The sequence below is a fragment of the Streptomyces sp. NPDC033178 genome, from assembly GCF_055577685.1.
The window spans coordinates 18,266-43,839 of record NZ_JBVIPT010000002.1; the positions used below are offsets into that span (position 1 = coordinate 18,266).

Here is a 25,574-nt window from a genome sequence, read left to right on the forward strand (position 1 = left end):
GTCTCCTTCCGTCATCCGCCTACCGAGTTAGCTGTCGGGTTCGGGCGGGTGCTCCGGAAGGTTTGCCCTACGGTCCGTTTCCCCGAAGGGAGTTGGACCGATTCACCCCAAGGTCGGTTGGGTCCCCGGCTCCGTCGGCCACGAGGGCCTGCCGGATTCGGCGGAGGCCGCTCGGCCCGGCGTGTTCGCCGGTGCGGGTCGTGCGGCCCACATAAAAGTTAGCCAATTCCTGTGGCCCCTGTGAAGTTTGATGCGCGATATGCCCGATACATTTTCGTGACCTTAGCCTTGGGCTCGACGCGCGGTAGCCAATTCGGATAGGTCTGGCCCGAGTTGTCCACTGGATGAAGCCCGGCCCACTGCAGCGCCCCTCCAGGGGCGCGGGGAACTGCGCACGCCAACCACAGCCGACCCGCACCCACGACACGGCGCTCCCGAATCCCAGCCGAAGCCGCAGCTCGACCACCTGATCACGGACCGCTGCAAACCCCCACCGGAGGGTGACGAAACCGAGGCGAGCAGCCACAGAAACCCGCACCCCCGCGGAGCGACCCCGTCGAGTTTCCAGGGTGGCGGCGGGCTGTCAGTGGGGGCGCCTAGACTCGGAGAGCGATGAGCAGCCTCTTTGATGACAGCTTCCTGGCGGACCTCAAGCCCTCGCGGGCCCACGAGGAGGAGCCCCCGCCGCCCGAGGACGAGCCCCCGCCGCCGCCCGAGGACCAGGGGCAGGAGTCGGAGCCCGTTCCGGACGATTTGTTCGGCGGCCACTTCGACGTGCCGCCGAGCCGGGACGGGTACTACCGTGACGGCGCGCCCCGCCCGCACGTGGACCCGGCCGCGCTCCTGGACGGGCTGAACGAGAACCAGCGCGCGGCGGTGGTCCACCACGGTTCGCCGCTGCTCATCGTGGCCGGCGCGGGTTCCGGCAAGACCCGTGTGCTCACGCACCGGATCGCCCACCTGCTGGGCGAGCGCAGGGTGCACCCGGGCCAGATCCTCGCGATCACCTTCACGAACAAGGCCGCGGGCGAGATGAAGGAGCGCGTCGAGCAGCTCGTCGGCCCGCGCGCCAACGCGATGTGGGTGATGACCTTCCACAGCGCGTGTGTACGTATCCTGCGGCGCGAGTCGAAGCAGCTCGGCTTCACCTCCTCCTTCTCGATCTACGACGCCGCCGACAGCAAGCGCCTCATGGCCCTGGTCTGCCGTGACCTGGACCTCGACCCCAAGCGCTTCCCGCCCAAGTCGTTCAGCGCCAAGATCTCGAACCTGAAGAACGAGCTGATCGACGAGGAGGACTTCGCCGCCCAGGCCGCCGACGGCTTCGAGAAGACCCTCGCCCAGGCCTACGCGATGTACCAGTCACGCCTGCGCGAGGCGAACGCGCTGGACTTCGACGACCTGATCATGACGACGGTCAACCTCCTGCGCGCCTTCCCGGACGTCGCCGAGCACTACCGCCGCCGCTTCCGGCACGTCCTGGTCGACGAGTACCAGGACACGAACCACGCGCAGTACGCCCTCGTCCGGGAGCTCGTCGGCACCTCCGAGCACCCGGTCGACGTACCGCCGAGCGAGCACGACCTCCCGCCGGCCGAACTGTGCGTGGTGGGTGACGCGGACCAGTCGATCTACGCCTTCCGCGGCGCGACCATCCGCAACATCCTCCAGTTCGAGGAGGACTACCCGAACACGACGACGATCCTGCTGGAGCAGAACTACCGCTCGACGCAGACGATCCTCACCGCCGCCAACGCGGTCATCGAGCGCAACGAGTCGCGCCGCCCCAAGAACCTGTGGACCAACGCGGGCGCGGGCGCCCAGATCACCGGCTATGTCGCCGACACCGAGCACGACGAGGCCCAGTTCGTCGCCGACGAGATCGACCGGCTCACGGACGCGGGCGACGCGAAGGCGGGCGACGTCGCGGTCTTCTACCGTACGAACGCGCAGTCCCGTGTCTTCGAAGAGGTCTTCATCCGCGTCGGCCTGCCCTACAAGGTCGTCGGCGGCGTCCGCTTCTACGAGCGCAAGGAGGTCCGCGACGTCCTCGCGTACCTGCGCGTGCTCGCGAACCCCGAGGACTCCGTACCGCTGCGCCGCATTCTCAACGTCCCCAAGCGCGGCATCGGCGACCGCGCCGAGGCGATGATCGACGCGCTCTCCCAGCGCGAGAAGATCAGCTTCGCGCAGGCACTGCGCCGCGTCGACGAGGCGTACGGCATGGCGTCCCGCTCGACGAACGCCGTCAGGAAGTTCAACACGCTGATGGAGGACCTCCGCACGATCGTCGAGTCCGGCGCCGGCCCGGCGACGGTCCTTGAGGCCGTACTCGAACGGACCGGCTACCTCGCCGAGTTGCAGGCCTCGACCGACCCGCAGGACGAGACCCGCATCGAGAACCTCCAGGAACTGGCCGCCGTGGCCCTGGAGTTCGAGCAGGAGGCCGGCGAGGGCGAGGCGCCGGGCGGGCTCTCCGCCTTCCTGGAGCGGGTCGCACTCGTCGCCGACTCCGACCAGATCCCGGACGAGGGGGAGGACGGATCCGGCGTGATAACGCTGATGACCCTCCACACCGCCAAGGGCCTCGAATTCCCCGTGGTGTTCCTGACCGGCATGGAGGACGGCGTCTTCCCGCACATGCGCGCCCTCGGCCAGACCAAGGAGCTGGAGGAGGAGCGCCGGCTCGCGTACGTCGGCATCACCCGCGCGCGGGAGCGGCTCTATCTGACCCGCTCCTCGATGCGCAGCGCCTGGGGCCAGCCCTCGTACAACCCGCCGTCCCGTTTCCTGGAGGAGATCCCGGACACGCACCTGGAGTGGAAGCGCACGGGCTCCCTGGGCCCGGTCTCCTCCGGCCCGGTGTCAGGCGTGGCGGCATCCCTCTCCTCCTCGCGCTCCCGCTCGGCCGCCTCGGGCGCGTCCGGCTTCGCCACCCGACGCGGTGCCACTGACAAGCCGGTGGTGTCCCTCGCGGTCGGCGACCGCGTCACCCACGACCAGTTCGGCCTCGGCACGGTCGTCGGCGTGAAGGGCACGGGGGCGAACGCGGAGGCGACGGTCGACTTCGGCGAGGAGAAGCCGAAGCGGTTGCTGCTGCGGTACGCACCGGTGGAGAAGCTGTAGCGCCCAAGGGCGAGCCTTGCAGTTCCCAGGGACAACGGCTACTGGGAACTGCTTGAGGGCGGGCCGATCACTTTCGGCCCGTCCGGCGTTTGAGGACGAGGCCGTTCAGGCCGATTCGGGGTCTGGGGGCGGAGCCCCCAGGACTCCGACCTCAACAGGTGCTCCCTTACGAGGGGTCCAGCCCGTGGCTGCGCAGCCACGGCAGTGGGTCGATCGCCGAGCCACCACCCGGACGCACCTCGAAGTGGAGGTGCGGACCGGTCGAGTTGCCGGAGTTCCCGGAGTACGCGATCGGATCCCCGGCCTTCACGACCGCACCCGAGGCGACCTTGTACGTGGAGAGGTGGCAGTACCACGTCTCCGTACCGTCCTTGGCCGTCACGATGACCATGTTCCCGTACGCGCTGTTCCACTCCGTCCGGACGGTCCCGTCGGTCGCGGCCATCACCGTCGTGCCGTACGAGACGGGGAAGTCGATACCGGTGTGGACGGACATCCAGTTGATGCCGGCCTGTCCGTAGTAGGCGCTGAGGCCGTGCTGCGCGACCGGCAGCGCGAACTTCGGCCGCAGCCGCTCCTTGCGGGCCGCCTCCGCCGCCGCCTTCTGCTTCTGGGCGGCCTGCTGGGCCTTCAAGTCGATACGTTCCTGCGTACGGCTCGCACGGTCGGCGAAGTCGTCCGCGTCCGCGGAGAGGTTCTCCAGCTGGGTGTCCAGCTGGTTGTTCGCGGCCGCCGGCTTCACGGCGCTCGCGTCGGGCGCGGCGGCCGTCGTCCGCACGTCGTCGTTGCTGCTGCTTCCGCCGGTCACGGACGCGGCGGCGATTCCGGCCACGCCCATCACACACGCCGAGGGCACGGCGACCGTCAACAGGGCGGAACGCTTCGGCGGGGTGCGGCGGCGGGAGCGGGGCGCGGAACGGCCGGCCGCACGTGACGCGGAGCGGCCGGCCGGGGCGGCGGTGGCGACGGAGGTGGTCTCCTCGACGTCGTCGGAGGGTGCGGGTTCGTCGTGGGTGTGGCTGTGGCCACCGGTACCGGAGTCCGCGTCGGCGTCGTCGGAGGGGGTGAACTCGCCGTCCGCGGTGGCCTGTTCCTCGTACGGGACCTGCTCGAAGGTGGTGGTGGCCTGCTGCTCGTACGACTCGTGCCGGTCGTAGGCCTCGTGGTGGTCGTACGACGTGTGCGGGACGGCCGACGTGTGCTGGTCGGTCGGATACGACTCGTGCTCGGCCTGCGCCTGATGGTGGATCTGGGGCTGGACCTGAGTCTGGTTCTGGTTGTGCTGGTTCTGGTCGCCGCCGTCCGAGTTCCACGCCGTCGCGTCGTACGTGCCGGTCTCGAAGGTCGGCGCGGTCCACTGCTGGGTGGGGTCGACCGGATCGGCCTGGAGCCAGGCGTTCGCGTCCCACTGGCCGCTGGCGTCCGGGCTCCCGGCCTGCGTCGGGATCTCGCCGAGCTGCTGGTAACCGGAGTTCTGCCAGACACCGCTCGTGTCATAGCTGCCGGTCTCGAACGCGGCGTGGTGCTGGGCCGCGTAAGGGTCGTAGTTCAGCGTCTGGTGACTGCCGGTGGCCCACTGGGTGGCGTCGTACGAACCCGTGCCCGCGCCGCTGCCGTCGGTTCCACCGCCGCCGTTGCCGGGGAGGTCACCGAACAGGGGGTCGGTGTCGAAGGTCGTCGTCGCGTAGGCGCCCGTCGTGTCGTAGCTGCCCGTCGCGCCGTACATACCAGAGGCGTTGGCGTCGAAACCGGTGGCGGAGTAGCCGTCGTACGTGGTGAAGTCGCCGTACTGGACGCCCTGTTCGCCATAGGACGCGTAATGCGCCGAGGCGGCCTCGGGAGCCGGAGCCGGGGGAGTTGCGGTCCCCGACGGGTGACGGTCGTTCACCAACTTCTCTTTCGCCTCGACGACAGGGGCTGGCAGAGCAGTGCGGCGACTGTACCCGGCGGTACGAGGGCGCGACAATCTTCGGCGGCTTTCCTCCTCTCAGGAAACGGGCATTCGGCCGTCTTTCGGCGGAGGGCGGGCACAGCTTTGGCCTGGCGTTCGATGAATGTTCGAAGAAACGTCGGTCCTCGGAGCCCGTTGAACGGGTTCGGCGGCGGGTTCCGGTTGTGCCGGTTCCCTTTTGCGCCGCTTGCGCTCCGCCGCTTCCGGTTGGCTCACTCCTCCGGGCGCGCCATCGTCGGTCGGTCACGCCATCGTCAGTCGGTCACGCCACCGTCAGGCCGTCGGCGTGGGCGGCGGCCTGGCGAGCGGCGGCCGGGCGGGCTTGCGTCTCCTCGGCGTCCAGGGCCTGCCGGATGCCGGCCGCGACGGCCGGGTGCACCGGGAGGGCGAGATGCCCGATCCCGCTCACCCGCACGTTCTGGACGAGCAGGTCCGGGTGCTCGATGCACGCGGTCTCCAGCGGGTCCATCAACTGGTCGAGGTCGCTCCAGAAGCTCACGAACCGGGTACGGCAGTGCGGCGCCGGCCGGCACAGCTCGTCGAGCACGCCGGAACCGGGGCGCATCTGGCGGACGATCGGGTGCGCGTTCATCAGCGGGACGACCCGCGTGCCCGAGTGCGGCGTGCCGAGCGTGACGAGGGTCCGGACGCGGACGTCACCGCCCAGGCACTGCACGTAGTACCGCGCTATCAGTCCACCGAGGCTGTGCCCGACGATGTCCACCTCGTGACGGCCGGTGCGCTCGCAGATCTCCTCTATGTGCCGGCCGAGCAGCTCGGCGGCGGTCCGTATGTCACAGGTCAGCGGGGAGTAGTTGAGCGACTCGATCTGCTGCCTGCCGTGCTGGGCCAGTGAGCGGCGCAGCATCACGAAGACGGAGCGGTTGTCGATGAAGCCGTGCAGCAGGACGACCGGGGGCATGGTGAGGGTGGGCAGGCGAGTGGTGTCAGAGGTGTCGCCGGTGCCTGTGTCCGTACGTGTGCCGGTCCCTGTCCCTGTCCCTGCCCCTGGCCCTGTGTCTGTGTCGGTCAGGTCGGTCGGGGTCCCGGGCGGGTTCGGGGCCGGGCGGCGCTCGGGGGTGATGCCGGTGGGGTAGAGGAGGAGGTGGCCCGCGAGGATCGCGATCTCCAGGGCTGTCGCCTTCAGGAGGGCCAGCGAGAGTCCGGCAATTCTGCCGGGGAGCAGGCGCTGGCAGAGCGGAAGAAGGGGCGACACTGCCCTGGTGACCTTCATGGCCGACCTCCCGTCGGCGCACGGGAGGACGACTCCGTCCCCCGTGTGCCCTAGTGAGAAGCCGGTGACGAGGAAGGCGAGGTGCACGTGCGGCGTGTGTGACGCCGGTGGAGCGACGGGCATGCCCGTCGTCGTGCGATCGCCGATGCGCCGCACCACCGTGCCGCGCGGCTGACGGCGCGGCGGTGCGGCGACCTCGTAGCGGCTCCCCTTGCGCCCGGTTCGGCTGCGGTCCATCGACCGCGGGCTGCGGCCCATGTGCCGCGTGATGCGGGACCGGTGCGCGGCGAACTTGTCCCACCGTGTGATTTCCCCCTCGGTCCACACCGCGAAACTGCCGGTTGCGGGATGGTGGCCATAACGTTCGTTCACTTTCCCGGGCCGTGTCGCGCGGGGCAGCTGTGCCACCGGGGCATATCTGACGGTGAGGGCGGTGGCGGCGAGTCGCCGTCTCGGCCCTCGGGTGCTATCAGTCGGTACAGGTCCGATTGGATCTCCGCGGGCACCTGCGGGCACCCGCGGAGATCCGTGTGTCCCCGCGGACTGTGCGGGGTCGGTAGATCGGTAGATCGGTGATCGGACATCGGTGCAGTCGGTTCATGGAGGCAGTGATGGGTGTGGCAGCCGGTCCGATCCGCGTGGTGGTGGCCAAGCCGGGGCTCGACGGCCACGACCGCGGGGCGAAGGTGATCGCGCGGGCGCTGCGGGACGCGGGTATGGAGGTCATCTACACCGGCCTCCACCAGACGCCCGACCAGATCGTGGACACGGCGATCCAGGAGGACGCCGACGCGATCGGGCTTTCGATCCTGTCCGGCGCGCACAACACGTTGTTCGCCGCGGTGATCGGGCTCCTGAAGGAGCGGGACGCGGAGGACATCAAGGTGTTCGGTGGCGGGATCATTCCGGAAGCTGACATCGCGCCGTTGAAGGAGCTGGGTGTGGCGGAGATCTTCACGCCCGGGGCGACGACGGCATCGATCGTGGAATGGGTGCGCGCGAACGTGCGGTAGGGCTCCGCCGGGTGGGCCGGGGGTTGGGGGCTTGAGGTGTGTTGTGGGTGCGGGTTGGTGGGGGTGGAGTGCGCAGTTCCCCGCGCCCCTTGAGGGTGGGAGGGGTGAGGGCGTTACGAGGTGCTGTGAGTCTCTGCCCTGGTTCCGGCTACGCCTCGGCGCTTACTCCTCCTCGAGTTCTCTCTGCATCGCCGCTCGTAGGCGCAAGGTCGTGACCAGGCGTTGGAAGGACTCCGCCCAGTAGCCGCCGGCGCCGGGCGCCGCGTTCTCCGGTTCGTCGGGGATGGCGGTGAGGGTTTCGAGGTGGGGGGCCTCCGACGGGTCCAGGCAGCGCTCGGCCAGGCCCATGACTCCGCTGAAACTCCATGGATAACTGCCGGCGTCGCGCGCGATGTTGAGGGCGTCGACCACGGCCCGCCCCAAGGGCCCCGACCAGGGCACCGTGCATACTCCGAGCAGCTGGAACGCCTCGGACAGTCCGTGCACGGCTATGAATCCGGCCACCCAGTCGGCCCGCTCCGCGGCCCGCAGCATGCCGAGCAGCTTGGCCCGCTCGGCCAGCGACACCGCACCCGGTCCGCCCGCCTCCGGTGCGGCGGGAACTCCGAGCAGCGCCCTGGACCAGGAAGGGTCGCGCTGGCGCACCGCGGCCCGGCACCACGCGGCATGCAGCTCGCCCTGCCAGTCGTCCGCAACGGGCAACGCCACGATCTCCTCCGGCGTACGTCCCCCGAGCCGCCGTGACCACGTACCGAGCGGTGCCGCCTCGACCAACTGGCCCAGCCACCAGGACCGTTCACCGCGCCCTGCCGGAGCCTTGGGGACGACTCCGTCCCGCTCCATGCCCGGATCGCACTCGTGCGGCGCCTCGACCGCTATCGTCGGCGTGCTCTGCGTGTGGTCGACGGCCACGCAGGACACCGCGCGCTCCGCCATCCGCCCGGCGAGCGCCGAACCGGGCAGTGCGGACAGCAACTCCGCCGCCGTGGCCCGCACATTGCGGCTCCGGTCGGCCAACGCCCGTTCCAGGAACGGCTCGTCCGCCGCGCACAGCCCCGTCCGCAACGAGTCGAGGAACATCAGCCGGTCCTCGGCCCGCTCCGTCGCCCACGTGGTGGCCAGCAGGTCCCGCGCGGCCGCCGCGTCCCGGGCCCGTATCCCCGAGAGGAGCGCGACCCGCTCGGCGAACAGCCCCTCCTCCCACAACTCCCGTATGCGATCGGGCTCCTCGGGCCCGGGTAGAGCTGCCCCGCCGCCCGGCGTCGAGCGCAGCGCGAACCGCCAGTCCGCGTTCAGCCGGGCCAGCCACAGCGCGCGCGGCCCCGCGAACGCCAGCACCGCCGGCCGCAGATCCGTACGCCCCCGGGCCGCGTCCAGCAGCGCGGGCAGTGCCTCCGGGCGGGGCGCGAACCCACGCCGGTTCGCCGTGGCGAGCCACTGCGGCAGCAGCTCCATGAGATCGGGAGCCGACCCTCTGCGGCCGCCACTGCCGCCGCCCGTCCCGGGCCGGTCGGCGAGCAGCATCGCGAGTCTGCGCGCGGCCGCGGGCGGCAACGGCGGACGAGGGTCCGCCGCCGCGGGCTCCACCCGGGCCGCAGCCCGCCCCGGCCGCATACCGGCCCGCCGCCGCACGGTTTCCACGGCCGCCGCGTCCAGCAGAGCCGTCGGCGCCTCCCGGCCGGCCGGGATCCCCGACGGCGTACGCCGCGCGGTCCCCAGGAGCGCCGCGGTCACGAGCTCCTCCCAGCGGCTCCGGCCGGACGCGTCCGCGGGGGCCGTGTCTGAGGCCGTGTCGGTGGGAGCGGGGGTCCTGCTCATGTGAGTCCCTTCCATGGATCCACCAGGTCCGTCACGTCGATCACGTCGATCACGTCGGTTACGTCGGTCACGTCGGTTACGTCGGTCAACTCGGCCGGGTCGGTCAGGTCCGTGGGCCGCGCAGGGCCGGGAGCGGTGTCGGGTGCCGTCGTCAGCACAGGGGCACCGCCTCGCCCGGGCCCTCCGGCCATGCCGTGAGGGGCGTGAAGCCGCGGTGGCCGCACTCTCCGAAGACCGTGACCGGTGTGCCGCCGGAGAGGGCGACCAGGCGCCACAGGCCCGAGCCGGACCGGGCCGCCGGGGTGAGCGGCAGCGCCAGTTCGCTGTCGGCGTCGGCCAGTTGCCAGGTGTCGCCGTCGGGGGTGGGTATGACGCGGCCGAGCGTCACCGGGTGGGAGTCCAGCCACGGGTCGTCCCTGAGCGCCTCGCCGTAACGGGCCGCCGCCTGCGCCACGCTCACCCCCGGCGGGCGGATCGTCGTGGGAGCCGGAGGTGTGAACTGCTCGCCGAGCGCGGCCCGCAGCTGTCCCGCGCCCGGATACGCGGACACTTCGGCGTCCAGCGCGAGGCCGACCGGCAGGGCCAGTTCGGGTGTGCGGCCGGCCGCCCCGTACGACAGGAGCAGGACCGGGCGCGCCGATTCCGTCCCGTGCAGCCAGATGCGACGGGTGGTGAGGCGGCTGTCCGACGTGTCGTACTGGGCCAGGACCAGCCAGTGGTCGCGGACCGGTGGGCCGTCCGCCGAGCCGGTCAGCCCGATCCGTGAACGGACCGTCGCGGCAAGGCCGTCAGGCAGTCGCTCGCGGCGCAGCCAGCCCTGGTCGAGGAGGTGGAGCAGCGCGCACTCCTCCAGCAACCGAACCGGCCAGCCGGGGCCCGACGACGGTATCGACCCCAACTCCCTCACGCGCGCAGCGAGTACGGACGCCTGCGCGTCGACCATCCGGGCCGCCGTCTCCTCCCACAGCCCGTACCCCGCCTGCTCCGCCGTGGCCAGACCGCCCCGGAGCAGATCGGCCAGTCGCTGCTCCAACTCCGCGGCCCCCGCGGTGATGTGCTCGGCCCGCCGCTCCGCCCTGCGCCGCGCGGCCTCCGGATCACCCGGGGCCGGGGAACCCGCCGCACTCGCCGCCCGTTTGTCGTCCGCGCGCTTCCTCCTCGCCTCCGTCCACTCCTCCGCCCAGTCCGGCACCTGTCCCCGCGGCACCGTGCCGTCCTCGCCCGCCCAGAGCAGCAGCAGCCCCAGCGCGTGCTTGCACGGGAACTTGCGGCTCGGGCAACTGCACTTGTACGCGGGCCCAGTGGAGTCCGCGATGTCGATCACCGTCCGATACGGCCTGCTGCCGCTTCCCCTGCACAGTCCCCACACCGTCCCCTCGTCAGAACTGCCCGCCTCCGACCACGGCCCGGCCGCGCCGAGCTTGCTGCCCGCCTTGCGTGACGCGGCGTCAGGCGCCAGTGCCAGCACCTGATCCGCAGTCCAGCGCACCCCCTGCTGAGTCATGTCATCGAAGGTAGGTCCCACCACTGACAATCGACCGCGGCGAGCGAGTTTTCGCAGGTCAGAGCCGATTGTCAGTGGCGTAGGGCACGGTGGAACCAGATCCGAACCGGCCGAGCCGCAAGGGGGACCGCTCCATGTCCGTGTCCGTCGACCCGACGTCCGTCGAACCGAGCCAGCACCACTCCGCGCACACACGGGAAGCAGCGGAGGGTGAGGCGCTGCGGCCGCACGCCGAGGACGCGTTCGCCGCCGAGCTCGCGGCGCTGGCCGCGCAGGACGACCGCCCGCGCCCGGTCCGCTGGCGGATGTCGCCGTGGGCCGTCGCGACCTACCTGCTCGGCGGCACGCTGCCGGACGGCACGGTGATCACGCCGAAGTACGTCGGCCCGCGCCGCATCGTCGAGGTCGCCGTCACCACACTCGCCACCGACCGGGCCCTGCTCCTGCTCGGCGTCCCCGGTACGGCCAAGACATGGGTCTCCGAGCACCTCGCCGCGGCGGTCAGCGGTGACTCCACCCTCCTCGTGCAGGGCACGGCCGGCACACCGGAGGAGGCGATCCGCTACGGCTGGAACTACGCGCAACTGCTCGCGAACGGCCCGAGCCGGGACGCGCTGGTGCCCAGCCCGGTCATGCGGGCCATGGCGGAGGGGATGACGGCCCGGGTCGAGGAGCTGACCCGCATCCCCGCCGACGTACAGGACTCGCTCATCACGATCCTGTCGGAAAAGACCCTGCCGATACCGGAATTGGGCTCGGAGGTACAGGCGGTCCGGGGCTTCAACCTGATCGCCACGGCCAACGACCGCGACCGCGGGGTGAACGACCTGTCGAGCGCCCTGCGCCGCCGCTTCAACACGGTGGTCCTGCCGCTGCCCGAGAGCGCCGACGCCGAGGTCGACATCGTCTCGCGCCGTGTCGACCAGATCGGCCGCTCCCTCGACCTGCCCTCGGTGCCCGACGGTGTCGACGAGATCCGCCGCGTCGTCACGGTCTTCCGCGAGCTGCGCGACGGCATCACCGCCGACGGCCGTACGAAGCTGAAGTCGCCCAGCGGCACGCTGTCCACCGCGGAGGCGATCTCCGTCGTCACGAACGGGCTGGCCCTCGCCGCTCACTTCGGAGACGGCGTCCTGCGCGCCGGCGACGTCGCCGCGGGCATCCTCGGCGCCGTCGTCCGCGACCCGGCGGCCGACCGCGTCATCTGGCAGGAGTACCTGGAAGCGGTCGTCCGCGAGCGCGACGGCTGGAAGGACTTCTACCGCGCCTGCCGGGAGGTGAGCGCGTGAGCGACCGCGACGGGGGGACCGGGCCCCTGCTGCTGGGGGTGCGCCACCACGGGCCCGGCTCGGCCCGGGCCGTACGGGCCGCGCTTGAGGCGGCGGTCCCGCGCACCGTACTCATCGAAGGGCCGCCGGAGGCCGACGCGTTGATCGCGCTGGCCGCCGACGAGGACATGCGGCCGCCCGTCGCCCTTCTCGCGCATGTCGTGGACGAGCCGGGGCGGTCGGCCTTCTGGCCGCTCGCCGAGTTCTCGCCGGAGTGGGTGGCCATCCGCTGGGCCCTGGAGCACGGGGTGCCGGCCCGCTTCATCGACCTCCCGGCCACGCACACGCTGGCATGGGGACGAGAGGACAAGGAGGACAAGGAGGACAAGGAGGCATCGGAGGAGGGATCCTCGGAGAGGAGGGAGCAACAGGGGGAGGGGGAGCCGGGCGGACTTCCGTCCGGGCCCGAGGAGGCCGTGCGGATCGACCCGCTCGCCGTCCTCGCCGAGACCGCCGGATACGACGACGCCGAGCGGTGGTGGGAGGACGTGATCGAGCACCGGGGGGCGAGCGACGGGGACTCGTTCGCGCCCTTCGAGGTGCTCGGCGAGGCGATGGGGGCGCTGCGGGAGGCGTTCGGGACCGGGGGGCACGAGCGGGACCTCGTTCGGGAGGCGTACATGCGGCTCCAGGTGCGGGCGGCTCAGCGGGAGTTCGGGGACGACGTGGCCGTGGTGTGCGGTGCCTGGCACGTGCCCGCACTGCGGCAGAGGACCGCCGTCGCAGCCGACCGGGCACTGCTGAAGGGGCTGCCCAAGGCCAAGGCCGACATGACCTGGGTGCCCTGGACCCACCGGCGGCTGTCGCGGATGAGCGGCTATGGCGCGGGGATCGACTCACCGGGCTGGTACGGGCACTTGTTCGGCGCCGCCGACCGCCCGATCGAGCGCTGGATGACGAAGGTGGCCCGGCTCCTGCGTGACGAGGACCGGCTCGTCTCGTCCGCGCACGTCATCGAGGCGGTGCGGCTCGCCGACACGCTCGCCGCGATGCGGGGCCGCCCCCTGCCGGGCCTGACCGAGACCACCGACGCCGTACGGGCCGTGATGTGCGAGGGCTCGGACGTGCCGCTCGCGCTCGTGCACGACCGGCTCGTCGTCGGTGACGTCCTGGGCGAGGTGCCCGCGGCGGCGCCCGCCGTGCCGCTGCAGCGCGACCTCGACCGGCTCCAGCGGCGGCTGCGGCTCAAACCGGAGGCGCAGGAGCGGGAGTTGGAGCTCGACCTGCGCAAGGAGAACGACGCCGGGCGCAGCAGGCTGCTCCACCGGCTGCGGCTCCTCGGCATCGAGTGGGGCGAGCCGGCCGCGTCGCGCGGCAGCACCGGTACGTTCCGGGAGACCTGGCGGCTGCGCTGGGAGCCGGAGCTGGCGGTGCGGGTCGCAGAGGCCGGCGTGTGGGGCACGACCGTGCTCGCCGCCGCGACCGCGAAGGCCGAGACGGACGCCGTCGGCGCCCGGTCCCTCGCCGACGTCACGGGCCTCGCCGAGCGCTGCCTCCTCGCCGAACTCCCGGACGCGCTCCCGGTGGTGATGCGGATCCTCGCCGACCGCGCCGCCCTGGACGCCGACGTCGGGCACCTCGCCCAGGCGCTTCCCGCCCTGGTCCGCTCACTCCGCTACGGCGACGTGCGCGGCACGGGTACGCAGGCCCTGGCCGAGGTCGCCGCGGGGCTCGCCGAGCGTGTCTTCGTGGGGCTGCCCCCGGCCTGCGCCGCACTCGACGCGGAGGCCGCGGAGGAGATGCGCGGGCATGTGGACGCGGTGCACGGGGCGGTGGGGTTGCTGGGGGAGGGAGAGGGGGACGAGGACGACTCCGCGCGGGGCGAGGACGACTCCGCGCGGGGCGAGGACGACTCCGCGCGGGGCGAGGTGGGCTCCGCGCGAGGCGAGGTGGGCTCCGCGCGAGGCCAGCAGGGCTCCGAGGGGCCAGAAGGGCCAGAAGGGCCAGAGGAAGTCGATGGGTCGAAGGGAGGCGTGTCGAGAGGCTCGGCCGGACCCCGTCCCGGATCCCATCCAGGCCCCCGTGGCGGCATACGTGGCCGTTGGCACGGTGTTCTGCGCACGCTCTCCAGGCGCGACACGGTTCCCGGGATCATCCGGGGGCGGGCCGTGCGGTTGCTGCTGGACGACGGGGAGTTGGGGCAGGAGGAGGCGGCGCGGCTCATGGGGCTCGTGCTGTCACCGGGGACGGAACCGGCGGACGCGGCGGCGTGGATCGAGGGCTTCGTCGGCGGGGGCTCCGGGAGCGGGATGCTGCTCGTGCACGACGAGCGGCTGCTCGGGCTCGTCGACACCTGGCTGACCGGGGTGCCGGGGGACGCGTTCACCGACGTGCTGCCGTTGCTGAGGCGCACCTTCTCGGCGTACGAGCCCGGAGTGCGCCGCACCCTCGGCGAACTGGTCCGGCGCGGACCGGGCACCCGCGGCAGCGCCACGGCCACCGCCTCCGGCATACCCGGATTCGCCCCCGACCTCGACGCCGCACGAGCCGACGCGGTGCTGCCGGTGCTGCGCCTGCTGCTGGGTCCGGACGAAACCGCGGACGCCGCCGGCGACGCCAGCAGCACCAACGGCACCGGCACCAACGCCGCCGGCACCAACGGCACCGGCACCAACGGCACCGGCACCAACGGCACCCGCGCCGATGACAACGGCGCCGATGACAACGACCTTGTGGGGGTGGGCCGATGAGCGTGGGAGCGGTGAACACGGGAGCGACCGACCGAGCCGAGGAGCCCGAGCCGGGTGGCGTGCGCGATCCGGGCAGCGCGCCCGATCCGGCCGGCGGCGAACGGCTCCGCCGCTGGCGGCTCGTGCTCGGCGGGGAGGACGCGGACGGCACCGGGTGCTCGCTCACCGGGCAGGACGCCGCGATGGACGGGGCGCTCGGCGCGCTGTACGGAAACGGCAAGGGGGGCAGGGCGCGGGCGGGGAGGGAGCGTTCGGCGGGGCTCGGGGCGTCCGCGCCGTCCGTCGCCCGATGGCTGGGGGACATCCGGACGTACTTCCCGTCCTCCGTCGTCCAGGTCATGCAGCGGGACGCCATCGACCGGCTAGGCCTGTCCACCCTGCTCCTGGAGCCGGAGATGCTGGAGGCGGTGGAGGCGGACGTCCACCTGGTCGGCACGCTGCTCTCGCTCAACAAGGCCATGCCGGAGACGACCAAGGAGACGGCACGGGCGGTCGTGCGCAAGGTGGTCGAGGATCTGGAGAAGCGGCTCGCGACCCGCACCCGAGCCACGCTCACCGGAGCCCTGGACCGCAGCGCCCGTATCAACCGGCCCCGCCACCACGACATCGACTGGAACCGCACGATCTCGGCCAACCTCAAGCACTACCTGCCCGAGTACCGAACGATCGTGCCCGAGCGGCTCATCGGGTACGGGCGGGCCTCGCAGTCCGTGAAGAAGGAGGTCGTCCTCTGCATCGACCAGTCGGGTTCGATGGCGGCGTCGGTCGTGTACGCGTCGGTGTTCGGCGCGGTCCTCGCCTCCATGCGGTCCATCAACACCCGGCTCGTGGTCTTCGACACGGCCGTCGTCGACCTCACCGACCAGCTCGACGACCCGGTCGACGTGCTCTTCGGTACGCAGCTCGGCGGCGGTACGGACATCAACAGGGCGCTGGCGTACTGCCAGTCGCAGATCACGCGCCCCGCCGACACGGTGGTCGTCCTCATCAGCGACCTCTACGAAGGCGGCATCCGGAACGAGATGCTGAAGCGGGTCGCGGCGATGAAGGCGTCGGGGGTGCAGTTCGTGACGCTGCTCGCGCTGTCCGACGAGGGTGCTCCCGCGTACGACCGTGAGCACGCGGCGGCGCTCGCGGCGCTGGGCGCACCGGCGTTCGCCTGTACGCCCGACCTCTTCCCGGAGGTGATGGCGGCGGCGATCGAGAAGCGCCCGTTGCCGATACCGGACACCGGGAGCCCGGGGCAGTAGAGGCGGGAGCGAGGACCGACGCGGGGCGGACATGGGGCGGACGCGGGGGAGCCGAAAGGCGACGGAAAAAGCGGACATGAGTATCCATCGGTAACAGGGGACTTGCGCGACCTCGGGAGTCTCGTGCAAGGATCGGCGGGTCTTCGGGGGGCGCGCAGCCTCGTAGCCGCGCCCCAATCTGCCCCAATCCGCCCCGCCTCGCCCGCCCAGCCCCCTCTCGCTTCACCTCGTCCCCTCTCGCTTCACCTCGTCCCTCCGCACGGGAGGCTCTTCCCGCCTTGGCCCTGTCAGCCGTACTGCCCGATGCCGCTCTGCGCGTGACGCGCACGGTGGCGGGGCGGCGTGCGCTGCAACTGGCGCTGCTGGTGGGCGGGTTGTTCGTGCTGGGATTCCTCTGCGGGGAGCAGGCGCGCGCGGCGGACGGTGTCGTGCCGGCCTCGAAGCCACCAGAGGTTGTGCGGGCGGTGGCGAGTTCGGCCGAGCAGACGCAGACGCAGTTGCGGCTCCAGCCGGCGAAGGGCACGGAGCAGCCGCGGATCGGAGAGCGGTCCCCGGACTCGAACTCCCGGCCCGCGACCGCCTCGTCGGCTGCCTCGCCATCGCCGACCGCCCCGCTGCCGACCGCTTCCACCGCGGCCACCGGCCCGGGCTCCGGCTCCGGCTCCGGCTCCGGCTCCGAACAGCCTGGGCTCCCCGAGGCGATCACGCCCGTGACCGACGAAGCCCAGCGAGCCGTAAGGCCGGTGGCCGAGCCTGTCGTGCGGCCGGTGACCGACCGCGTCGTAAGGCCGGTCACCGAGCAGGTGGTACGCCCGGTCACCGAGGATGTCGTACGGCCCATCGGTGATCTGGTGGATCAGGTCACGGGCGGGGTGACCGGCGGGATGGGCGAGCGGCCGGCCCCGCCGCAGTGGTGGCCGTCGCTGCCTCAACTGCCCACGCTGCCGGGCCTTCCCGGGCTGCCGGAGTTGCCGCTGCCGGCGGTTCCCGGTCAGACCCTGCCGGCCGGTACGGCGCCGCAGCAGTCCGGCGGGGCGACGGACAACCACCGGGCGGCCGAGAAGCAGTCGCGCGATGCCCGCGATGACAGTGCGGCGACGGCGTACGGGCCGCAGTTCGCCGGTGGCCCAGCGGTGGCCGGTGACGACGTGCGCCACCACGCGGACACCCGGGACACGCGGGCCGTGCAGGCACCCGTGCACCAGGTTCCCGACGGCGACCCCACGGGTGCGTTGGGGCGTCATTCCGCGGTCGACAACGGTTCGCCCCGGCACGGCGACGCGCAGGCCGCCGCGTTGAACGAGAGGGCCCGGCCGACGCTGGTGCCCGGCGCGGCCGCGGACGTCACCGCGGCCGGGACCCGGGACAGGCACCGGGACATTCCGGCGTTCCCCGGCTAGGGCCGGCCTTCCCCCGCTGAGACCTGCCGCGCGGGGGCGGAACAGGTCTGCCCGTGCCCGTCCGGACATCCGACATCCCTCCGATGTCTCCGGACGCGATCGGCCGGACACACCCCGGACGCGGGCCGCTGCCAAGGCCGTCGGTGCTCGACCCCCCTCACCGGCGCGGCGCATCGGCCCCTCCGGACGTCCGGCCCCTCCCCACACAACGTCCCGAACTCCCGGTCTTCCAAAGGACTGACGCACGCATGCACAAGAACATTCGCCGTTCCATCGTCATAGCCGCCGGTGTCACCGGCGCCTGGGCGCTCGGCTCAGCCGTCGCCAGCGCGGACGAACTCCCCGCCACGTCCGCCTCCGTACCCGACGCGTCCCTCTCCGTGGACGACGTGAACGACGTGGTCGGCACGGTCACCGACACGACCGCGGACACCCTCGCCGACGTCGCCGACGTCACCAGCGGTACGACCGTCAAGGCGCAGGACACCGTGGCCGACACCACTGCCAAGGCGAAGCCGACCGTCGACGCGAAGACGAAGGCGGCCGACCAGGCCCGTCGGTACGTCGAGGCCGAACTGCCGGCGCAGCAGGTCGCGCGCACCGAGTCCGTCGCCCACGGCGCCCGGACCACCCCCGTCGCCGAGACCGTGCGGACGGCCACCCCTAACCTGACCCCCACCCCGACCTCCGAAGTGACCGCCACGGCCGCCGACACGCCGACCGACGCCACTGGCTCCCGCCCCCGCCCCCATGGCGAGGTCGACTACCTCTTCGGCCCTCTCTCCGCGTTCGCGCCGGAGCTGGAGCAGGCCCTCGCCGCCACGCAGACGAAGCTCGGGGCCGCCCGGCGCACCGCCACCGGCGTCCCCTCCGGCGTCCGTGCCGAGGTCCGCCAGACCGTCGCCACCGCAGGTCGGACCGGTGCCACCGTCGGCCGGACCGTCCCCGGCGCCCGCGACACCGCGAACGGCGTGCCCGCCCAGCTCCAGGGCACCCTCGACACCACTCCCGCCCACCTCCAGAACACGGTCACCGGGGCCAGGACCCAGGTCCACGGCACCACCACCGAAGTCCACGGCACCGTCGCCACGCTCGGCGGCCGGGCCCAGGCCACCGTGACCTCCGTGAAGTCCGACGCGGCCGCCACCGTCACCGCCCTCCCCTCCACCGTCCGCGGTATCCAGGGAGGCATCCAGGGGACCGTCACCCCGGTCGTCGACGAGACGGCCGCCACCGTGCTGCCGCCCGTCGCCGCCACGGCCGTGCACGGCGTCACCCCGATCGCCGGCCGGGCCGTCGCCGGTGTCACCCCCGTCGCAGACCAGGCCGTGACCGGAGTCACCGGGGTCGCCACCGGCGCCGTGAACGGAGTGGTCCCGGTCGCCGGTCAGGCCGTGGGCAACGCGACCGGCCTCGCCGACGAGGTCGTGGCCGACGTCCGCACGTACACCGACGGAGTCACCGGCGACGTGACCCCGTACGCGACGGGCGTGGTCGGGAACGTCGGCCCGTACGCGACCGGCGTCGTCGGCGATGTCGCCCCGTACGCCACCGGCGTGGTCGCGGACGTCGCCCCGTACGCCACCGCCGTGGTCACCCAGGTCGCCGACGAGACCGTCGACTCCGTCCTGCCGCCCGTCGCCGCCACGGCGGTGGACGGTGTGGTGCCCGTCGCCGGGCGGGCGGTCGGTGACGCGACCGTGCTCGCCGACGGCGTCGTCGGCGACGTGCGGCCCTTCGTGGGCGGCGTGGTCGGAGAGGTGCCGCCGCTCGCGTACGGCGTGGTCGGCGAGGTCGACCCGTTCGCGCAGGGTGTCGTCGGCCAGGTGCCGCCCTTCGCCGAGGGCGTCACCGACGCCGTGCGGCCGGTCGTGGACACGGTCGTCCAGTACGTCCGGCCCGTCGTGGACGGGGTCGGCGGCAGTGCCACGACGCTGGCGTACGGCGTCACGGGCGACGTACGCCCCTTCGCGGACGGAGTCGTCGGCGAGGTCGCCCCGTTCGCGGCCGACGTGACCGGACAGGTCGGGCCCTTCGCGCGGAACGTGACCGGAACCGTCGGGTCGGCCGCCGGCCCGCTGGCCGGAAACGCCGTCGGCGGAGTCGAGGACGTCGCCGAGTCCGTCACTCCGAGCTACCTGCCGACCGCCCAGTACGCGGCCAACCCGAACCACGCGCCGACCGCTCAGCACGGGCTCACCGGGAGCCACGCGCCGACCGCCCAGTCCGGGCAGTACGGGCAGCACGGCTCCCCCTACGGCGTCTGACGGACGCCCCCGCCGTACGACCGTGCCCGGCGGCCGGTCGTACGGCATCCACCCGACCCCGCAGGGCGACGGCCACGTACGGCCGAAATCCGTCGGTCCGTGCGACCGGAACCCTGCGGTCAGGGCCGGGCGGTCCTCATTGGGGTGGGGACCGGCCGCCCTACGCCCCTTAGGTCACTGTTAGGGGCTGTTCGAGGGGCCTCACCAGGCAAACCCCAGCCTGGTGAGGCCCTTTAAACTGGCAATCTGTGACCGTAATCACCGCCCAGGTGTGATCTGCGATTTACGACCCCACCACGAGCGGGGATAACCTGCGAGGCGGACATGCCGCGTGCCGGCCACCGTGCCCACGCCTTCCTTGTGACCGCGCAGTCACGTTGCCCTTCGCGGCACGCCCACGCAGACAACGAACCGCGAGATACCTGATAGGGACGGACGCGCGTGGACCTGTTCGAGTACCAGGCGAGGGACCTCTTCGCCAAGCACGGTGTACCGGTGCTGGCCGGTGAAGTGATCGACACGCCTGAGGCAGCCCGCGAGGCGACCGAGCGGCTTGGCGGCAAGTCCGTCGTCAAGGCCCAGGTGAAGGTCGGTGGCCGAGGGAAGGCCGGCGGCGTCAAGCTCGCCGCCAACCCCGACGAGGCGGTCGCCCGTGCGACCGACATCCTCGGCATGGACATCAAGGGCCACACGGTCCACAAGGTGATGATCGCCGAGCTGTCCCCGGAGATCGAGGCGGAGTACTACGTCTCGTACCTCCTCGACCGCACCAACCGCACCTTCCTCGCCATGGCGTCCGTACAGGGCGGCATGGACATCGAGGAGGTCGCGGAGAAGACTCCCGAGGCCCTCGCGAAGGTCCCGGTCAACGCCGTCGATGGCGTGAACATCGAGAAGGCCCGCGAGATCGTGGCCCAGGCGAAGTTCCCGGCCGAGGTGGCCGAGGGTGTCGCCGAGGCCATGGTGACCCTGTGGGACACCTTCGTCGCCGAGGACGCGCTCCTCGTCGAGGTCAACCCGCTGGTGAAGACCAAGGACGGCCGCATCCTGGCGCTGGACGGCAAGGTCTCGCTCGACGAGAACGCCGACTTCCGCCAGCCCGGGCACGAGGCGCTCGAGGACAAGGAAGCGGCCAACCCGCTGGAGGCCGCCGCCAAGGCGAAGAACCTCAACTACGTCAAGCTCGACGGCGAGGTCGGCATCATCGGCAACGGCGCGGGTCTCGTCATGAGCACCCTCGACGTCGTCGCGTACGCCGGTGAGAACCACGGTGGGGTCAAGCCCGCCAACTTCCTCGACATCGGCGGCGGCGCGTCCGCGGCCGTGATGGCGAACGGCCTGGAGATCATCCTCGGCGACCCGGACGTCAAGTCCGTGTTCGTCAACGTCTTCGGTGGCATCACCGCCTGTGACGAGGTCGCCAACGGCATCGTCCAGGCGCTGCAGCTGCTCGCCGACAAGGGCGAGGAAGTCACCAAGCCGCTGGTCGTCCGTCTCGACGGCAACAACGCGGAGCTGGGTCGCAAGATCCTGTCCGACGCCAACCACCCGCTGGTGCAGCGCGTGGACACCATGGACGGCGCGGCCGACAAGGCCGCCGAGCTGGCCGCGGCCAAGTAAGGGACGAGGGAAAACCACAGCCATGGCTATCTTCCTCAACAAGGACAGCAAGGTCATCGTCCAGGGCATGACCGGCTCCACGGGCATGAAGCACACCAAGCTCATGCTGGCCGACGGCACGAACATCGTCGGCGGTGTGAACCCGCGCAAGGCCGGCACGTCGGTCGACGTCGACGGCACCGAGATCCCGGTCTTCGGCACGGTCGCCGAGGCGATCGAGAAGACGGGCGCCAACGTGTCCGTCCTCTTCGTGCCGCCGGCCTTCTCCAAGGCCGCCGTGGTCGAGGCCATCGACGCCGAGATCCCCCTCGCGGTCGTCATCACCGAGGGCATCGCCGTCCACGACTCCGCCGCCTTCTGGGCGTACGCGAAGTCGAAGGGCAACAAGACCCGCATCATCGGCCCGAACTGCCCCGGCCTCATCACGCCGGGCCAGTCCAACGCCGGCATCATCCCGGGCGACATCACGAAGCCGGGCCGCATCGGCCTGGTCTCGAAGTCCGGCACGCTGACGTACCAGATGATGTACGAGCTCCGTGACATCGGCTTCTCGTCGGCCGTCGGCATCGGTGGCGACCCGGTCATCGGTACGACGCACATCGACGCGCTCGCCGCGTTCGAGGCCGACCCCGACACCGACCTGATCGTCATGATCGGTGAGATCGGCGGCGACGCCGAGGAGCGCGCGGCCGACTTCATCAAGGCCAACGTCACCAAGCCGGTCGTCGGCTACGTCGCGGGCTTCACCGCGCCCGAGGGCAAGACCATGGGCCACGCCGGCGCCATCGTCTCCGGCTCCTCCGGCACGGCCGCCGCGAAGAAGGAGGCCCTGGAGGCCGCCGGAGTCAAGGTCGGCAAGACCCCGACCGAGACGGCCAAGCTGGCCCGCGCCATCCTCGCCGGCTGAGCACGGCACCTGGCACGGCTTCCGGCACAGCACCCGGCACGGTTCCCGGGCAGCTGATTCGCAGCCTGTACGCGGACGGGCCCGCACCCCTTCTCCAGGGGTGCGGGCCCGTCCGCGTCGCCGTATGCCAGGAGGTTCTCGTGCCCACGCTCCTCAGCGGGGTTCCGGCCGGAGCCTCTCCGGACCGTTCTGGAACGTCGAGCGGAGCTTGGCGCGGACCTGCTGCTCCTCCGCGGACAGCGGACCGGAGCCCGACCGCGGCGGAACCCCGCTGATCGTCGCGGCGGGCGCCTGCGGGGCCTCGTAGTGGTCGGGAGCCGTGCGGAGCGTGAACGCGGTGGACCCGATGAGCAGGACCGTGAAGGCGATGGCCGCGCGGGTCCAGCGCCGGGCGCGGCGCTCACTTCCCGACCGCACCACGACGGGTTTCGCGGCGGTCCGCAGCGACTCCTTGCTCCCGAGCTCCGTCAGCCTGAGCCGCAGCTCCTCGGGATCCGCCAGCTCGGGCACACGTGCGGCGACGACCTCACGCGCGTGCAGCAGCCGGCCCGCCGCCGCGGCCGTGCTCGCCTCCGACTCCGCCGCGGTCTCCGGCAGCCCGATGCCCAGGCCGTCGTGGAGGAGCACCGTGCGGCGGTACGCGGGCGGCAGGCTGAGCAGTACGGAGAGCAGCCGGCGGTCGTCCAGGGCGGCGGGCGGTGGCTCCGGAATCCGGTGCCGAAGACGCAGCCGGTGCCAGGGAGACATCGCGTACTCGTACGCCGCCGCCCGCACCCAGCCCGCCGGATCCCGGTCGACCGCCACCTCCGGCCAGCGCTGCCACGCCAGTTGGAAGGCCCGCTCCACGGACTCGCGCGCCAACTCGCGCCGCCCGGTCAGCAGATAGGCCTGTCGTACGAGGGCGGGGGCCGCGAACGCGTAGAGGGCGTCGAACGCCTGACCTGGCGTCAGGGCGGGAGCGGGGGGCGCGAGTTCGAAGTCGGCCTCTGCTTCGGTCCCGTCCGGGTGCTCCGCCTGCTTCTCTGCCCGGTCTTCCGCCTGGTCTTCCGCCGTGTTTTCCGCCTGGTTCTCTGCTTGGTTCTCTGCCTCGGTCTTCACCTCGGTCCCGTCCTCGTCCTCGGCCTCCGGAAGCGGCGGCGGGCAGGCAGGAGTCTGCGTCACCGGGCGCCCCTTCGCACGTAAAAGTACATAAAACGTATATTGAGCGACACATCCGGGGTTCGCCTGTTACGAGGAGAAAGCGCGTGTCGTTGGGAGCATGGCGGCGTGACCCAGACGACCGACCGCAGTCCGGACCGCAGCCCGTCCCCGCCGACCCTGCCGACCAAGCCGGCCCTGCTGGCCCGATGGCGGGGGAGGTCGCCCGGACTGGCCGCGAGCCTGGTCGGCGGCGCGCTCGCGGCGGGGCTCGGACTGGCGGCGTTCACCGTACTCGTGACGGTCCTTTGGATCAGTTCGCCCTATCCGGACAGCGGTCCTGACGGGGCGTTGCATGTCGCCGCCGGGCTGTGGCTCCTCGCGCACGGCTGCGAACTCGTCCGCACGGACACGCTGTCCGGCGTACCCGCGCCCGTCGGCGTGACCCCGCTGCTCCTGGTCGTGCTGCCCGCGTGGCTGCTGCACCGTGCGGGGCGCGACGCGGCGGACGGCGACGAGGAGTCGGCGCCGCCCGCCGTCCGCACGGCGTGGGGCGGTGTCGTCGCGGGCTATCTGACGGTCGGCACGGCCGCGGCCCTGTACGCCTCGGGCGGTGCGCTGAGTCCGTCCTGGGCGTCGGTCGCCGTATGGCTGCCGCTGCTCGCGGTGACTGCGGCGGGGGTGGGCGCGTGGACGGCGTACGGGCGTCCCCGGGGGCCTCTGCCGCCGCCCGTGCGCCGGTCTCTTCGCGCCCTCCCCTTCGCCTCCTTCGTCTCCTCCGTCTCCTCCGTCCCCGGGGTCCGGCTCCCGGCCGCCGTGCGCGCTGCGAGTGCGGGTGCGGCGGTGCTGGTGGGGGGCGGGGCCGTGCTGGTCGGCGCCTCACTGGTGTGGCACGGAGGTCTGGCCCGCGAGTCGTTCCTGCATCTCACGGAGAGCTGGTCGGGACGGTTCGCGGTACTGCTGCTGGCACTGGTCCTCGTGCCGAACGCGGCGGTGTGGGGGGCCGCGTACGCCCTCGGACCCGGCTTCGTACTCGGCGCGGGGCACGCGGCCGATCCCCTGATGTCGTCGCCGGGTCCGCTGCTGCCGCCCTTTCCCCTGCTGGCGGCGGTTCCGGGCGCGGGCCCCGGCACTCCGCTGAACTGGGCGGCGGGGGCAGTGCCGTTGGTGGCGGGCGTGGTGGTGGCCTGGTTCACGGTGAGGGCGGGGGTGCCGGGCCGGAAGGACGCGGGGGAGGGCGGGACAGGGGACGGGGGAAGTGGGAAGGGGAGGGTCCGGGTTCCGGTGGCGGCCCACGGCGGTGAGGCCTGGTCACCCGGCCGGACCGCCGGGAACGCGACCCTCGCGGCCCTCCTCTGCGGACTGGCCCTCACGGTGCTCGCCGCCCTGTCCGGCGGCCCCCTCGGCACGGGTGCCCTCGCCGACTTCGGTCCCGTCTGGTGGCAGACGGGGCCCGCGGCAGCCGGGTGGACCGCGGTGGTGGGCGTCCCGGTGGCCCTGGTCCTGCGCACCTGGCGGCTGCGACAGCCGCGGGTACGGGTGCCGAGGGCGCCCCGCGTACGGGCCGCGCGTGGGGGTGGGCGCTGGGGGTGGGCTTCCTGGGCGCGGAGGCCTTGGACGCGGCAGAGGGGAGTCCAGGAACCGCTGGTCCAGGAACACGGGGTTCAGGAGAACGGGGTTCAGGAACATGTGGGCCAGACACAGGCGGGCCTGAAGCCTTCGGCCCATGAGCCTGAGCACGGGGTGGCTCCGGTGCATGAGCCTGTGGGCGGGGAGCCGTCGGCCAATGAGCCGCAGGCACACCTTCCGGACTTCGAGCGGTCAGGAGCCGTGCTCCCGGCCGACGGGCCCTCCGAGCAGGCCCAGCAGCCGGACTCTTCTGAGTTCTCCGAGCAGGCCCCTCGCCCCGCAGCCGGGCCCCCCGAGCAGACCCTTCACTCTGAGTCCATCGCCCCCGAGTCCCTCGCCCACCAGCCCCTCGCCCCCGAGCCCGCATCCCCCCTCCACCTCCGGATGTCCCCCGAACTCCCCACGCAACCCCCGCCGCCCCCGCGCACCCAGGACACTCAGCGCACCCCGAGAAACAGCTGGTTCTCGCGCGTACGGCGTCGGCGGCGCCCGGAGACGCCGCCCGCCGCGCCCGTCACCCCCGTCGAGCGTCGCCGCGCCACCCCGGACCCCGACTTCGAGCCGTACGACTTCCTGCCCCCCTCCGACTCCTTCGGCTCGCTCTGGCACGACGATGTCTCGCGTGAGGCGCGCTGGGCCGCTCTCAAGCAGGCGTCCGGGCCGACCGATCCCCCGGACCGGGGGGACCGGAGGGGCTGAC

16 protein-coding genes and 1 riboswitch are annotated in these 25,574 nt (G+C 72.3%); of the genes, 10 read left to right on the plus strand and 6 right to left on the minus strand.

The window, feature by feature from the left end; translation table 11 throughout:
* Position 1: 1 nt before the first annotated feature.
* A riboswitch (cyclic di-AMP (ydaO/yuaA leader) is annotated at positions 2 to 173 on the minus strand.
* 439 nt (positions 174 to 612) lie between these two features.
* Positions 613 to 3,126, plus strand: a complete 2,514-nt coding sequence (gene pcrA / locus ACZ5VQ_RS04065) for a DNA helicase PcrA (RefSeq protein ID WP_469103596.1) — start codon at positions 613 to 615, stop codon at positions 3,124 to 3,126.
* A gap of 166 nt (positions 3,127 to 3,292) precedes the next feature.
* Here the strand turns inward: pcrA and ACZ5VQ_RS04070 are convergent, their stop codons facing one another.
* Both ACZ5VQ_RS04070 and ACZ5VQ_RS04075 read right to left on the minus strand, forming a co-directional pair.
* On the minus strand, positions 3,293 to 5,014 hold the full coding sequence (locus ACZ5VQ_RS04070; protein WP_469103597.1) for a M23 family metallopeptidase: 1,722 nt from the start codon (positions 5,012 to 5,014) through the stop codon (positions 3,293 to 3,295).
* Between the two features lie 325 nt (positions 5,015 to 5,339).
* On the minus strand, positions 5,340 to 6,311 hold the full coding sequence (locus tag ACZ5VQ_RS04075; RefSeq protein ID WP_469104049.1) for an esterase/lipase family protein: 972 nt from the start codon (positions 6,309 to 6,311) through the stop codon (positions 5,340 to 5,342).
* A 611-nt stretch (positions 6,312 to 6,922) separates the two neighbouring features.
* On the opposite strand from ACZ5VQ_RS04075, the gene ACZ5VQ_RS04080 reads away from it, so the two are divergent.
* Positions 6,923 to 7,324 carry a cobalamin B12-binding domain-containing protein gene (locus ACZ5VQ_RS04080; RefSeq protein ID WP_362072357.1) on the plus strand — a complete coding sequence of 134 codons (402 nt, stop codon included), beginning with the start codon at positions 6,923 to 6,925 and terminating at the stop codon, positions 7,322 to 7,324.
* A gap of 162 nt (positions 7,325 to 7,486) precedes the next feature.
* Here ACZ5VQ_RS04080 and ACZ5VQ_RS04085 read toward each other — a convergent pair whose 3' ends face one another.
* From ACZ5VQ_RS04085 to ACZ5VQ_RS04095, 3 genes are read right to left on the minus strand one after another with little or no spacing between them, the layout of a single operon-like run.
* Positions 7,487 to 9,142 (minus strand): DUF5691 domain-containing protein, encoded by a 1,656-nt coding sequence (locus ACZ5VQ_RS04085; protein WP_469103598.1) that lies wholly within the window; start codon positions 9,140 to 9,142, stop codon positions 7,487 to 7,489.
* Complete coding sequence (locus tag ACZ5VQ_RS04090; RefSeq protein WP_469103599.1) at positions 9,139 to 9,300, minus strand: hypothetical protein; 162 nt, start codon at positions 9,298 to 9,300, stop codon at positions 9,139 to 9,141. Before ACZ5VQ_RS04090 ends, ACZ5VQ_RS04085 begins: the two co-directional genes overlap by 4 nt.
* Positions 9,294 to 10,646, minus strand: a complete 1,353-nt coding sequence (locus ACZ5VQ_RS04095) for an SWIM zinc finger family protein (RefSeq protein ID WP_469103600.1) — start codon at positions 10,644 to 10,646, stop codon at positions 9,294 to 9,296. The genes ACZ5VQ_RS04090 and ACZ5VQ_RS04095 overlap by 7 nt, the downstream gene beginning before the upstream one ends.
* Before the next feature lie 134 nt (positions 10,647 to 10,780).
* Between ACZ5VQ_RS04095 and ACZ5VQ_RS04100 the strand changes: the two genes are divergently transcribed.
* The 7 genes from ACZ5VQ_RS04100 to sucD all read left to right on the plus strand — a co-directional run bounded on the left by ACZ5VQ_RS04100 (position 10,781) and on the right by sucD (position 22,108).
* The gene (locus tag ACZ5VQ_RS04100; protein WP_362072351.1) at positions 10,781 to 11,935 is read left to right on the plus strand and encodes an ATP-binding protein; all 1,155 of its coding nucleotides are present in this window, start codon (positions 10,781 to 10,783) and stop codon (positions 11,933 to 11,935) included.
* The gene (locus ACZ5VQ_RS04105; protein WP_469103601.1) at positions 11,932 to 14,664 is read left to right on the plus strand and encodes a DUF5682 family protein; all 2,733 of its coding nucleotides are present in this window, start codon (positions 11,932 to 11,934) and stop codon (positions 14,662 to 14,664) included. Before ACZ5VQ_RS04100 ends, ACZ5VQ_RS04105 begins: the two co-directional genes overlap by 4 nt.
* Positions 14,661 to 15,914 carry a VWA domain-containing protein gene (locus ACZ5VQ_RS04110; protein WP_469103602.1) on the plus strand — a complete coding sequence of 418 codons (1,254 nt, stop codon included), beginning with the start codon at positions 14,661 to 14,663 and terminating at the stop codon, positions 15,912 to 15,914. The genes ACZ5VQ_RS04105 and ACZ5VQ_RS04110 overlap by 4 nt, the downstream gene beginning before the upstream one ends.
* Positions 15,915 to 16,192: 278 nt before the next feature.
* Positions 16,193 to 17,314: a hypothetical protein gene (locus ACZ5VQ_RS04115; RefSeq protein ID WP_469103603.1), complete on the plus strand. Its 1,122-nt coding sequence runs from the start codon at positions 16,193 to 16,195 to the stop codon at positions 17,312 to 17,314.
* A 248-nt stretch (positions 17,315 to 17,562) separates the two neighbouring features.
* Entirely contained in the window at positions 17,563 to 19,581 is a 2,019-nt protein-coding gene (locus tag ACZ5VQ_RS04120; RefSeq protein ID WP_469103604.1) for a phage tail family protein, read from the plus strand.
* 441 nt (positions 19,582 to 20,022) lie between these two features.
* Positions 20,023 to 21,201 (plus strand): ADP-forming succinate--CoA ligase subunit beta, encoded by a 1,179-nt coding sequence (sucC, locus tag ACZ5VQ_RS04125; protein ID WP_469103605.1) that lies wholly within the window; start codon positions 20,023 to 20,025, stop codon positions 21,199 to 21,201.
* 22 nt (positions 21,202 to 21,223) lie between these two features.
* Entirely contained in the window at positions 21,224 to 22,108 is an 885-nt protein-coding gene (sucD, locus tag ACZ5VQ_RS04130; protein WP_200396307.1) for a succinate--CoA ligase subunit alpha, read from the plus strand.
* A gap of 153 nt (positions 22,109 to 22,261) precedes the next feature.
* Here the strand turns inward: sucD and ACZ5VQ_RS04135 are convergent, their stop codons facing one another.
* On the minus strand, positions 22,262 to 23,269 hold the full coding sequence (locus ACZ5VQ_RS04135) for a SigE family RNA polymerase sigma factor (protein ID WP_469103606.1): 1,008 nt from the start codon (positions 23,267 to 23,269) through the stop codon (positions 22,262 to 22,264).
* A 105-nt stretch (positions 23,270 to 23,374) separates the two neighbouring features.
* Here ACZ5VQ_RS04135 and ACZ5VQ_RS04140 point away from each other — a divergent pair, with 105 nt between their 5' ends.
* Entirely contained in the window at positions 23,375 to 25,573 is a 2,199-nt protein-coding gene (locus ACZ5VQ_RS04140; protein WP_469103607.1) for a cell division protein PerM, read from the plus strand.
* Position 25,574 lies beyond the last annotated feature (1 nt).